This window comes from Paraburkholderia sp. RCC_158, from assembly GCF_041355255.1.
GTDB lineage: Bacteria > Pseudomonadota > Gammaproteobacteria > Burkholderiales > Burkholderiaceae > Paraburkholderia > Paraburkholderia graminis.
The window spans coordinates 120,193-133,237 of record NZ_JBFUPM010000007.1 but is presented as its reverse complement, the minus strand read 5'-3'; the positions used below and the strand labels follow the sequence as shown (position 1 = coordinate 133,237).

General features: G+C 63.9%; 7 protein-coding genes. 3 read left to right on the top strand and 4 right to left on the bottom strand.

What is annotated here, in order from left to right:
* Window positions 1–188 precede the first annotated feature (188 nt).
* From AB6809_RS16100 to AB6809_RS16090, 3 genes are all read left to right on the top strand, one after another.
* Complete coding sequence (locus AB6809_RS16100; RefSeq protein WP_029969994.1) at window positions 189–1,091, top strand: PhzF family phenazine biosynthesis protein; 903 nt, start codon at window positions 189–191, stop codon at window positions 1,089–1,091.
* 609 nt (window positions 1,092–1,700) lie between these two features.
* The gene (locus AB6809_RS16095) at window positions 1,701–4,049 is read left to right on the top strand and encodes an EAL domain-containing protein (protein WP_006048392.1); all 2,349 of its coding nucleotides are present in this window, start codon (window positions 1,701–1,703) and stop codon (window positions 4,047–4,049) included.
* A gap of 195 nt (window positions 4,050–4,244) precedes the next feature.
* Window positions 4,245–5,453, top strand: a complete 1,209-nt coding sequence (locus tag AB6809_RS16090) for a chromate transporter (RefSeq protein WP_029969996.1) — start codon at window positions 4,245–4,247, stop codon at window positions 5,451–5,453.
* A gap of 5 nt (window positions 5,454–5,458) precedes the next feature.
* On the opposite strand, the gene AB6809_RS16085 is transcribed toward AB6809_RS16090, so the two are convergent.
* The 4 genes from AB6809_RS16085 to AB6809_RS16070 all read right to left on the bottom strand — a co-directional run bounded on the left by AB6809_RS16085 (window position 5,459) and on the right by AB6809_RS16070 (window position 13,009).
* Window positions 5,459–5,917, bottom strand: coding sequence for a CopD family protein (locus AB6809_RS16085; protein ID WP_029969999.1), 459 nt, complete (start codon window positions 5,915–5,917; stop codon window positions 5,459–5,461).
* Between the two features lie 334 nt (window positions 5,918–6,251).
* On the bottom strand, window positions 6,252–8,576 hold the full coding sequence (gene parC, locus AB6809_RS16080; protein WP_029970001.1) for a DNA topoisomerase IV subunit A: 2,325 nt from the start codon (window positions 8,574–8,576) through the stop codon (window positions 6,252–6,254).
* A gap of 58 nt (window positions 8,577–8,634) precedes the next feature.
* Window positions 8,635–10,620, bottom strand: a complete 1,986-nt coding sequence (locus AB6809_RS16075) for a DNA topoisomerase IV subunit B (RefSeq protein ID WP_006048396.1) — start codon at window positions 10,618–10,620, stop codon at window positions 8,635–8,637.
* Window positions 10,621–11,014: 394 nt separating this feature from the next.
* On the bottom strand, window positions 11,015–13,009 hold the full coding sequence (locus AB6809_RS16070; protein ID WP_029970004.1) for an ATP-binding cassette domain-containing protein: 1,995 nt from the start codon (window positions 13,007–13,009) through the stop codon (window positions 11,015–11,017).
* Window positions 13,010–13,045 lie beyond the last annotated feature (36 nt).

Sequence of the window (13,045 nt, the reverse complement as noted above, 5' to 3'; positions counted from 1 at the left end):
GCGGCGTCGCATAAGTTCACGCAGCGTTACGAGCGCGAGGCGCGGTTCGGCCGGGCGCTCGACAGAACGCGTCGCGAGGTGTCAGGCACCCGCGGCGCGTTTTGCATTTGTGGCGAGGTGGATCGTTCCGGCGGCAGCAGATAGAATCCGCGAACCATACCAACCGCAGGATCGACGGACCACGCCCGATGCCCGCCAACACAGTTCGTTTCAAGCAGGTCGACGTATTCACGTCAGTGCCGTTCAAAGGCAATCCGCTCGCCGTCGTATTCGACGCCGACGCGCTCAGCGCCGCTCAGATGCAGGCGATCGCGCACTGGACCAATCTGTCCGAAACAACTTTCCTGTCGAAGCCGACTGACCCGGCCGCCGACTATCGCGTGCGCATCTTCACGACGCACGGCGAATTGCCCTTTGCCGGTCATCCGACGCTCGGCACCGCGCACGCGCTGCTCGAAAGCGGCTATCAGCCGAAGCAGCCAGGCAAGCTCATCCAGCAATGCGGCGTTGGGCTCGTCGAGTTGCAATCCGACAGCGAAGGTCCGGGCGAGGCGCACGGCGCGTGGGCGTTCGCCGCGCCGCCCGCGCGCGTCGTGCCGTTGCCCGAACAGCAGTACGCCGCGCTTTCCGCGGCGATGCGCAGCAACGCGATTGATTTCAGCGCCGCGCCGTCTGCCGTCGATAACGGCGCGCCGTGGCTCATCGTGCGAATGAATTCGGCGCGCGATTGTCTGGCGCTCGAGCCCGACGCGGCCGCGCTCGCGCAAATCGTCCGCGCGGTCGGCGCACACGGCGTCGCTGCGTACGGTCCGCACGATGCCGGTGGCCCCGCCACCTTCGAAGTGCGTTGCCTGATGGTGGGCGGCGCGTTCGGCGTCGGCGAAGACCCTGTTACCGGCAGTGCCAATGCGGCGCTCGCGGGTCTGTTGAGCGCGCAGAATTTGCGGCCGGGCGCGAGTTATACCGCGCGCCAGGGCACCGCGCTCGGACGCGCCGGCCAGGTGTTCGTGCGCTACGACGACGCAAACGGCAAGACGTGGATCGGCGGGTCGTCGGTGACGGTCGTCGACGGCACGTTCCGTATGCCGTGAGCGGCCCGTCGTTTGCTGGCTTCCCGCGAGCCCAGCTAAAGCAACGGCGATGCCGCTGCAAGTCGGTGACGATAAGCCGTACGCGACTCACCTCTTTTAGCCACGCTTAAGCACGTTTAGCCACAAAAAGCCGTTTGCCGCGCTCGCGCGATGCGGCACGGATAACCAAACCGCCCAAAAGATCACGCAGGTACAAGCCGCCATGCCGGAGCGCCGAATCCCGATGGATCATCCGAATACAACGACCGCCAGCATCCGATCCCGCGCGTGCCCGGATTCGCGGGCCGCCCGGGCATGGAGCGGATTCGAAAGCGAACCTGAAAGCGAGCCTATAAGCAAACCTATAAGCGAAGCGCAAAACAGCCCGCAAAATAGCCCTTATACGGCCGCGGACCGCGCCCGCGTATACCCGATGCCGGGACCCTTCCTTAATCCAGTGGCATTAAGTAATATCGAAACGTACCCGGCCCGGTGCAGACGATCAGGCGCGAAACCACGCCGTTTCTTCTTGCGCAGCAGTTCCGGCAACTCCATGCAGCCACCCATGAAAACAGCGCAGTCCACGCTCGCGCGTTCGCAACCGGCCGGCAGCTGGGCACGGGCCGCCTGATGAGCAAACCCCGCTTCTCCGATCAGCGCGAAGCCCGAAGCCGCCGCGATCCCGCTGTATCGCGCCGTCGCGCGCTGCTTGCCATTCCCGCGCTCGGCGTGCTCGTCTTGATCCTGCTGTGGACTGTGATCTTCGCGCGTCTTTCGGTCGAAAAAGAAGCCACCAATCGCGAAGCGATGGCGTCTGCCGCAATTCTCTCAGCGGCGCTCGAACAGCATACGATCAAGGCGATTCACCAGGTCGATCAGATCACGCGCTTCGTCAAATACGAGTTCGAGAAAACGCCGGGGCGTTTCGACCTTGCCAGCACGGTGGAAAAAGGCGTCGTGCAAAGCGAGACGCTCGTACAGGTGTCGTTGATCGACGAGCACGGCCAACTCATCGCCAACACCGCCGAACTCAATCCCAAGCGTATCGATCTGTCGGATCGCGAGCACTTCAAGGTTCACGAGCACGAAAACGACGACCAGTTGTATATCAGCAAGCCCGTGCTCGGCCGCGTATCCGGCCACTGGACCTTGCAGATGACGCGGCGTCTGAATCATCCGGACGGCTCGTTCGCGGGCGTCGTGGTCGTGTCGGAAGACCCGAGCTATTTCACGAGCGACTTCTACAACAACGCGGCAATCGGCCGTGAAGGCGTGATCGCGGTGATCTCCGACAACGGCACCGTGCTCGCGCGGCGCACCGGCAGCGTCGTGAACGCGAGCGGCACGTTTTCGGCAAGCGGCTCGTATCCGACTTCGGAACACGTGTCGGGCACCTACGTCGATTCGCTCGACAACGTCACGCGCATCGTGTCGTACCGGCATATCGACGGCTATCCGCTCGGCGTGCTCGTGGGCCTGTCGCAAGCCGAGGAATTCGCCGACTACAACCACACGCGCAACGTCTATCTGCTGATGGCGGGTTTCATCTCGCTCGCCATGCTGAGCTTCTTCGCGGTCGCAACCGGTCTGATCGGCAAACTGCTCGGCCGCGAGCGCGAAATGACGCATCTGGTCGAATACGATCTGCTGACCGGCCTGCGCAATCGCTATTCGACCTTGCGCACCCTGCGCCAGGAAGTGGCGCAGCCGCACAACCTCGGCCATCTCGCGATTCTCTTTATCGACCTCGATAACTTCAAGACGGTCAACGACACGCTCGGCCACAACGCCGGCGACATCGTGCTGCAAATGACGGCCTCGCGTCTCGCCACGGCGGTCGCGGACGGCGGCACGTTGAGCCGCATCGGCGGCGACGAGTTCGTGGTCGTGATCAAGGGCGAGGACGTGGAAAAGCGCGCGGTGGCGCTTGCCGAAGCAGCGGCTGAAGCGTTCGCGAAACCGTTCGAAGTGCGCGGCAGTTCCTTCGTGCTGCATGCGAGCATCGGCATCGCGCTTTATTCGGTGGCGAACGAAAGCGAGATCGATCTGCTGAAAAAAGCCGACCTCGCGATGTACAGCGCGAAAGACGCGGGCAAGAACTGCTACCAGTTCTATTCGCCGCAACTCTCGCATCGCGCGGACCATCTGATGAAGTGGGAGCAGCAGTTGCGCGTGGCGCTCGCCGAAGGGCAACTCTTTCTCGCCTATCAGCCGAAGATCGATCTGACGCGCCGCTGCATCACCGGCTTCGAGGCGCTGGTGCGCTGGAATCATCCGCAGCACGGTCTGATTCCGGCCAACGAGTTCATTCCCGTCGCGGAGTCCACGGGACTGATCGTGCCGATCGGCGACTTCGTGATCGAGACCGCGTGCCGGCAACTCGCGGTCTGGCAGCAGCAAGGCTACGACACGCTGTCGCTCGCGGTGAACATTTCGGCGGTGCAGTTCTGGCGCGGCGATCTGTACGAGACGATCTCGCACGCCATCGAGGAAAGCGGCATTTCCGCGCGCCGCCTCGAACTCGAAATCACGGAGACGGCGATGATGGAGTATCCCGAACTCGTCTCCGAAAAAATCTTTGCGCTCAAGCGTCTCGGCGTGCGCATTGCACTCGACGACTTCGGCACCGGCTATTCGTCGCTCTCGTATCTGAACCGTTTTTCGGTGGACACGCTGAAGGTGGACCGCTCGTTCGTCCAGGCTATTCCGGGCGACCGCAGCGTCTGCGTGATGGTCACCGCGATCGTCAATCTGGCGCGCTCGCTCGGGCTCACGGTGGTGGTCGAAGGAACGGAAACCGAAGAGCAGATTGCGTGGCTCGCCGCGCTCGGCCATATCGAAGCGCAAGGTTTTCTGTTTTCGCGCCCCGTTCCGGTCGACGCGATTCCCGCGCTGCTCGAACGTTTCGGCGTGTGCGGCATGGCCGGCCGGCGCCCGGTTCAGGAAGCAAACAGCACGAGCACCAGCACGAACGGTTAGACAGGGTGCAGAAGGCGCGCGCCGAGGGCTTCATCTAACGCTGCGGCTTTGCAAGCCCATCCATACCGCGGCCGCGCAAAACCGGCTACATTCTCGCTGTATTGCGTTCTCGCGCGATGCCGTCGGACCGGCCGGCCGCGCGCAACATCAAAGGATCACAGGACGGGCGCCCGCCTCGCGGACGCCCGTGGCGCCATGCACACGATAACAAGCCACGAAGCTGCAAGACGAGGGGAGCGGGAACCGCTATGGACGCTGTTCAAGGTCGTGCTCGGCCTGTCGGCGTTGTCATGGGGCGGCCTCGCGCTAATGGCGCAGCTCGAGAATCACTACGTCGAGCGCGAGGCCCGGCTCTCGCGCGTCGCGTTCTCCGATCTGATCGCGCTTGCGTGGATGGTGCCGGGGCCGGTGGGCTGCAACGTTGCCGTGCAGCTCGGACACGCGCTGCGCGGACGTGCCGGCGCATGGGTCGCGGGCATCGCGAGCGTGCTGCCCTTCTTCATGCTGATGACGCTCTTCGCGATCTTTTACCGCACGCCGCTCGTGCGCACCTTCGCGTCGCAGACCTTGCTGAATCACTTTAGCGTGGTGCTCGCCACGCTGATCGGCATCACCTGGTACAAGCAGACGCGCGCGCTCGTGCGCGGCAAACTCGAATGGACGGCGGCGGTGGTCGGCTGCTTCGCGCTCTTCTATGCACACAGCCCGGCGGCTTATGTGCTGATGCTGAGCGCGGCATTCGGCGCCGGCTGGGTGGTGAGCCCCGTGCGCAACACGCGCTTTGTCGTGTCGTTCTCGCGAGGCGACTGGCAGATACTCGCCATGCTGTGCGTATTCGTGCTGCTTTTCGCGCTGCCGCTGCCGCATCGCTACGATCTCGCGCTGCTATGGCCGCGGCTCGCCGGCGCGGGCATGACGCTCTTCGGCGGCGGCTTTTCCGCGTTGCCGGTGCTCAAGACGCTGTTCGTCACGCCGACCATCGGCGTCTCCGACAACGACTTCACGCTGGCTTTTTCGTTGTCGCCGATCTCGCCCGGACCGCTGCTGAACGTGGTGCCGTTCTTCGGCTATCTCGTCGACGGCTGGGCGGGCGCGCTGCTCGCCACGCTCGCGCTGTTCGTGCCGTCGGGATGCCTCGTCGTGCTGGCGCAGCGGCATCTGCATCAGTTGAAAATGAATCCGCGATTCGAGCATGGCATGCGGATTCTGCGCGCCGTCACCACCGCGTTCCTCGCGGTGGCCGTGCTGCGTATCGCCGGACATGTGCCGCTGCAACCGGTCTATCTGCTGACCGCCGTGTTCTCGGCGATGTGCTTCGCGAAGCTCAAGCTGCCCGTATATGCGGTGTACGGCACCGTGGCGATTGCGTGCGGGCTGTGGCTTGCGTATGGCGCGTGGGCTTAGCGCGATCAGAATCCGCGTGACAGCACCGCGAAGCCGACCGTCACGACACCGAGCACGATGTTGATCAGCACGAGACGCCGGATCGTGCCGACCGCCTGCGCGCCGTCAGGCCACTTCTGCGCCTGCACTGCGCGGCGAATGCGCGGAAATACGGCGAACCGGATATGCCCGAAGATCAGCATCATGACGATGCCGAGGCCGGCCATTGCATGCAACGGCCAGGTGGCGTGACCGCCGCCGAATTGCATCAGCAGGAAACCGCCCGTCAGCAGAATGACGAGCACCGAAGCCGCCACCCAATTGAAGAAGCGGCCAAACACCGATTCCCACAACGGCAAGCGCAATTGCGGCGAGAGATCGGCTATGGCGGGGCGCAAGCAGAAGTGCGCGAAGATCATCCCGCCCACCCACACCGCGACTGCGAGCAGATGTAGAAAGAGCGCGAGTTCGATAGCCTTGTTCATGTTGTATTCCTCTCCGACGACGCCACACCGCTTATGCCGAATGATATGAGCAGCGGCTATTGAGCGCGTTCGACCGCACGCCCTGCGTGCAGTTCCAAAACGCCCGTGGCTTGCGTCGTTTTTCTTGTTGTTATTGCAGCGCGGCTGATGTCTCGACGAAGTACCGCGACCTGCTACTTCGCTGGTACTTCGACTCGATACCGCGACGCCGCCCCCGAATTTGCCGCGCGCTGTACTGCAATGCGCTGTACTGCAATGCGCTGTACTGCAATGACTTGCACGGCCAGCGCCTTGCATGCTAGCAGACGTCGGCCGCTTTCAACATGAATCTTCGTCAGGCAACCGGCACCGGACGCATGCCTTCGAGCTTGAGCTTGCTCTCCGGCGCACGGCCCTTGCGTGCCCGCTTGCCGACATGCGCGGCGAGCGCGGCGCCGCTCAGCTTTTCTTCGTCCAGCCGACCGCCGCGGCGCGCGCCGATCAGCATCACGCCGGCCGCGTTGATGGCGAGCGCCTGCACCAGCGTTTCCTTGTCGTCGAGCGCCATCAGCGTGACGCCGCGGCCGCCGCCCGACAGCGTCTTCATTTCGTCGATGCCGAACACCAGCAGGCGACCCGCCGACGACAGACACGCAACCTGCGTCGCGTCCGGCAGCATCGGCATGGGCGCGAGCGGCGCGGCGCCTGCGTCGATCGTCATGAACGACTTGCCTGCCTTCACGCGGCTCACCATGTCGCCGACCTTCGCGATGAAGCCGAAGCCGTTGCTCGACGCGAGCAGCAACGCCTGATCCGCCGACGCCGCGTAGTAATGCATCAGATGGCTGCCCGACTCCATTTCGATCAGCGACGTGACCGGCACGCCGTCGCCGCGGCCGCCCGGCAGCGACGCCACCGCGACCGAATAGACGCGCCCGTTGCTGCCCCACGCGATGAGCGTGTCCGGCGTGCGGCACTGGAACGCCGCGTAGAGACTGTCGCCGGCCTTGAACGTGAAGCCCGCGGTGTCGAGCCCGTGGCCCTTCAGCGCGCGTACCCAGCCCTTTTGCGAGACCACGACCGTGACCGGTTCGTCGACCACGCGGGCTTCGTACGTCGCGCGCTTTTCCTGCTGGATCAGCGTGCGGCGCTCGTCGCCGTATTGCTTCGCGTCGGCTTCAACTTCCTTGATGAGCAGACGCTTCATCGCCGATTCGCTGCCGAGCAGTTCTTCGAGCTTCGCCTTCTCGTCGCGCAGTTCCGCGAGTTCCTTCTCGATCTTGATCTTCTCGAGCCGCGCCAACTGACGCAGCCGGATTTCGAGGATGTCTTCGGCCTGCCGGTCGGACAAGCCAAAGGCGGCCATCAACGCGACCTTCGGCTCGTCCGACTCGCGAATGATGCGGATCACTTCGTCGATGTTCAGGAAGACGATCATCCGGCCTTCGAGGATGTGAATCCGGTCGTCCACCTTCGTCAAACGATGACGCGTGCGGCGCGTGACCGTCGCGAAACGGAACGCGATCCACTCGTGCAGGATTTCGCTCAAGCCCTTCTGACGCGGCCGGCCGTCGCCGCCCACCATCACCATATTCAGCGACGCGTTCGACTCCAGGCTCGTATGCGCGAGCAGCGTGTTGACGAACTCCGTCTGATCGATGCGGCTCGACTTCGGCTCGAATACGAGGCGCACGGGCGCGTCCTTGCCCGACTCGTCGCGCACGGCGTCGAGCAGGCCGAGCATGGTCTGCTTGCCCTGCAACTGTTCCGGCGTGAGCGCCTTCTTGCCGAGCTTGATCTTCGGATTGGTCTGCTCCTCGATTTCCTCGAGCACCTTCTGCGCGGCCGTGTTCGGCGGCAATTCGGTGATGACCAGTTGCCACTGGCCGCGCGCGAGGTCCTCGATCTTCCAGCGGGCGCGCACCTTCAGACTGCCGCGGCCCGTTTCATACGCCGCCGAGATTTCTGCTTCGCTCGAAATGATCTGGCCGCCGCCTGGGAAGTCCGGCCCCGGCACATGCTCCATCAACTCCGCGTGCGTGATCTTCGGATTGCGGATCATCGCGACCGTGGCAGCCGCGACTTCGCGCAGATTGTGCGACGGAATTTCAGTCGCGAGACCGACCGCGATGCCCGACGCGCCGTTCAGCAAAACGAACGGCAGACGCACGGGCAAGAGCCGCGGCTCGTCGAACTCGCCGTCGTAGTTCTTCATGAAGTCGACGGTGCCCTGGTCGATTTCGGCGAGCAGCAGCTTCGCGATCGGCGTCAGGCGCGCTTCCGTGTACCGCATCGCCGCCGCGCCGTCGCCGTCGCGAGAGCCGAAGTTGCCCTGGCCGTCGATCAGCGGATAGCGCATCGAAAAATCCTGCGCGAGACGCACGAGCGCGTCGTACGCCGACTGGTCGCCGTGCGGGTGATACTTACCGAGCACGTCGCCGACCACGCGCGCCGACTTCACCGGCTTGGCGTTGTCGGACAGACCCATGTCGTTCATCGCGAACAGGATGCGGCGTTGCACCGGCTTCTGGCCGTCGCAGACATCCGGCAGCGCGCGGCCCTTGACCACGCTCACCGCATAGTCGAGATACGCGCGCTCCGCGTAATTGCCGAGCGTCAGGAAGTCGCCTTCGGGCGGCGGCGGCTCGGTGAAAAGGTCGAGAGTGTTATCGTCGTCCATCTAGAATCCGTATCGTGTTTGGCGTGAGGTTTCGTGCGGGAGCGCTGGCTTGCACCGCTCAGATATCCGCTTCGACTTCATTGCCCTTTTCTTCGAGCCAGTTGCGGCGCGACGCCGCTTCGCCCTTGCCCATCAGCATGGTCATGCGCGCGACCGTGGCGTCGTAGTCGAGCTCGCCGAGCGCCACCGGCGTGAGACGCCGCGTGTCCGGGTTCATCGTCGTATCCCATAGTTGTTCGGCGCTCATTTCACCCAGCCCCTTGAAGCGGCTGATCGACCATTGCGTGTCGCGCACGCCGTCCTTGCGCAGCTTGTCGAGAATCGCCTCGAGCTCGCCTTGGTCGAGTGCGTACAGCTTCTGCGCGGGCTTCTTGCCGCGCGCGGGTGCGTCGACGCGAAAGAGCGGCGGACGCGCGATGCACACATGACCGCGTTCGATCAGTTGCGGGAAGTGCTTGAAGAACAGCGTGAGCAGCAACACCTGGATGTGCGAGCCGTCCACGTCCGCGTCCGACAGAATGCAGATCTTGCCGTAGCGCAGATTTGACAGATCGATCTTGTCGTCGGGGCTGTGCGGATCGACGCCGATCGCCACCGAAATGTCGTGCACTTCGTTGTTCGCAAAGAGACGGTCGCGCTCGGTTTCCCACGTGTTCAGCACCTTGCCGCGCAGCGGCAGGATCGCCTGGAACTCCTTGTCGCGGCCCATTTTCGCGGAGCCGCCCGCCGAATCGCCCTCGACGAGGAACAACTCGTTGCGGCCGATTTCCGTCGATTCGCAATCGGTCAGCTTGCCGGGCAGCACGGCCACGCCCGAACTCTTGCGCTTCTCGACCTTTTGCCCGGCACGCGTGCGCGCCTGCGCCTGCTTGATGACGAGGTCCGCGAGCTTCTTGCCGTGCTCGACGTGCTGGTTGAGCCACAATTCGAGCGCGGGACGCGCGAACGACGACACGAGCTTCACCGCGTCGCGGCTATTCAGGCGTTCCTTGATTTGCCCCTGGAACTGCGGGTCCAACACTTTCGCCGACAGCACGAACGACACGCGCGCGAACACGTCTTCGGCGAGCAGCTTCACGCCCTTCGGCTGCAGGTTGTGCAACTCGACGAAACTCTTGACCGCCTGGAACAAGCCTTCGCGCAAGCCGGATTCGTGCGTGCCGCCCGCGGGCGTCGGAATCAGATTGACGTACGACTCACGCGTGAGCGGCCCTTCCTCGCTCCACGCGACGACCCACGCCGCGCCCTCGCCTTCGGCAAACGTCTCTTCGTTCGCGCGCGAGTTTTCGGCGTAACGCTCGCCTTCGAAAAGCGGAATCAGCAGGTCGCTGCCGCTCATGCCTTCGAGCAGATAGCCGCGCAAGCCGTCTTCGTATTTCCAGCTTTGCTGTTCGCCGGTTCGCTCGTTGACGAGTGTGACTTCGACGCCCGGCAACAAGACCGCTTTCGAGCGCAGCAGACGCTGCAGTTCGCCGAGCGGCAGATTCGGCGAATCGAAGTACTTCGGATTCGCCCATGCGGTCACGCGCGTGCCCGACTTCTTTTCGCCCCTGGCTGCGGCGCGCACTTCGAGCGGCTTGGCGACGTCGCCGTTGGCGAAGCTGAGCGCGGCGACCTTGCCGTCACGCCATACGGTGACGTCGAGGCGCGTGGACAGCGCGTTGGTGACCGACACGCCGACGCCGTGCAGGCCGCCCGAAAACGTGTACGCGCCGCCAGCGGCTTTATCGAATTTGCCGCCCGCGTGCAGGCGCGTGAACACGATTTCGACGACCGGCACGCCTTCTTCCGGATGCAGGCCGAAGGGGATGCCGCGGCCGTCGTCTTCGACCGACACCGAATGATCCGCGTGCAGCGTGACCGTGATTTGCCGGCCGTAGCCGCCGAGGGCTTCGTCCGACGCGTTGTCGATGACTTCCTGAATGATGTGCAGCGGATTCTCGGTGCGGGTATACATGCCGGGCCGTTGCTTGACCGGCTCGAGACCCTTCAACACCTTGATCGACGCTTCGCTATACGCGGCGTTTGGCTTTTTCGTGGACATGGTTGACTCGGGTGCGTCGGTTCATCGTTGTCCACAGGTCCGGTTGATAAGTCCGTGGACAATGCGTTGAGTTTTCAAAAAAAGCGAAACGAAACAACGTGGTTAGGTGGGATGCCCGCGATGCGGGCAAGCTGTTTGTCGCATGGGTTGCGCTCGTTCGCCGCGTGATGAGCGCGCGGCGTTCGTGCGCATTTACAGCATTCCCCTGATTGGGCGCTGCATCGCGGCCCAGCGCCACCGCTGGTGAAAACGCCGGGGATGCCTTGTTCGCGGGGTATTTTACTGATTTCGAACCTGGCGGCAATTCACGGCGCACACGATTGGCCATTCGGACAAGGCGCGGTCCACATGCAAGCGAAAGCGCCGACGACGAAAGACGCCGGCGCTTGCCGCCTCATTTGCGACGGTTTTCGAGTTCGTCCCAGCGCTCGAGCGCGACCAGCAGTTCTTCGTCGATGGCGGCATAGCGTTCGGAAAGACGCGTGCCTTCCTGTGGGTCCTTCGCGAAGATCGAGCCTTCTTCAAGCTGGGCGCCGATGGTTTTCTGCTCGGCCTCCAGCGCGGCGATTTTCTGCGGCAATGCCTCGAGTTCGCGCTGCTCCTTGAACGACAGCTTGGCCGCGCGCTGCGGATTGCGGCCGGCTGTGTTGTCGTTGGCGGAGGCGTCTTTGGCTGTGTCTTTATTGGCGTCTTTAGCCGCGTCTTTCGTTGTGTCCTTAGTTGTGTCCTTAGCCGCGTCCCTGCTCGCCTCTTTCTGTGCTTCCTGCGCCAACTGCTGCGAGCGCTCGCTTTGCAACTGCCAGTCGGTGAAGCCGCCCACATACTCGCGCCACTTGCCGCCGCCCTCCGACGCGATCACCGACGTCGCGACGTTATCCAGAAACGCGCGGTCGTGGCTCACGAGCAGCACGGTGCCGTCATAGTCCGTGAGCAGTTCTTCAAGCAGTTCGAGCGTGGGAATATCGAGGTCGTTGGTCGGCTCGTCGAGCACCAGCACATTGGCCGGCCGCGCGAAGAGACGCGCGAGCAGCAGCCGGTTGCGCTCGCCGCCCGACAGCGACTTGACCGGCGAACGCGCTCGCTCCGGCGCGAACAGAAAGTCGCCGAGATAGCTCATGACGTGCTTTTTCTGGCCGTTGACCTCGACCCATTCGCTGCCGGGGCTGATGGTGTCGGCGAGACTTTTGTCCAGGTCCAGTTGCGCGCGCATCTGGTCGAAATACGCGACCTGCAGATTGGTGCCGACGCGCACCGTGCCCTCGTCCGGCTTCAATTCGCCGAGGATGATCTTCAGCAGCGTGGTCTTGCCCGCGCCGTTCGGACCGACAAAGCCGATCTTGTCGCCGCGCATGACGGTCCCGGTGAAGCGGTCGATCACCGTGCGCGAGCCGTAGCGCTTCGTGACATCCGTCAGTTCCGCGACGATCTTGCCCGACTTCTCGCCCTGCCCGACGTCGAGCTTGACGTTGCCTTGGACGTTGCGGCGTTCCGCGCGCTGGTTGCGCATTTCGACGAGCCGCGCGATGCGGCCGACGCTGCGCGTGCGCCGCGCCTCGACACCCTTGCGAATCCAGACTTCTTCCTGTGCGAGCAGCTTGTCGGCCTTTTCGTTTTCGACGCGCTCGATTTCCAGTTGCTGCGCCTTGCGCGTCTGATAAGCCGAAAAGTTGCCCGGATACGACAGCAGACGCCCGCGATCCAGTTCGACGATGCGCGTGGCGACGCGGTCGAGAAACGCGCGGTCGTGGGTGATGAAGAGGAGCGCCGCGCGCTGCGACACCAGCAGATCTTCCAACCAGCGGATGCCGTCGAAATCCAGGTGGTTGGTCGGCTCGTCGAGCAGCAGCACGTCCGGCTGCACGACCAGCGCGCGAGCCAGCGCGACGCGCTTTTGCATGCCGCCCGACAGCGAACCCACGCGCGCCTCGCCGTTCAGGCCGATCTGCTGCAGCGTGGTGGCGACGCGCGTGCTCCAATTCCAGGCGTTCGTGGTGTCCAGCGACGATTGCAGCGTGTTCATGCGCGCCATCAGCGCGTCGTGCTGCGCGCCTTCCGGTTCATCCGCGAGCTGGTTGGCGACCGCGTCGTATTCGTCGAGCAGCGCGCGGGCGTGCGTGAGGCCGGCCGCGACGGCTTCGAAGACGGTGTCGTCGGTATCGAACTCCGGCTCCTGCGGCACGTACACCGTGGTCAGACTCTGCTGGCGCGTGACGAGGCCGTCGTCGGGCTTCGCGAGATCGGCGACGATCTTCAGCAGCGACGACTTGCCCGCGCCGTTGCGGCCGATCAGACCGACCCGCTCGCCCGGTTCGAGAGAGAAGTCCGCGTGATCGAGCAACGCGACGTGACCGAACGCCAGTTGCGCTCCGGTAATGGTGTAAAGCGACATGGGAAATTGGAGAAGACAGCGAGGATTCGGAACTGC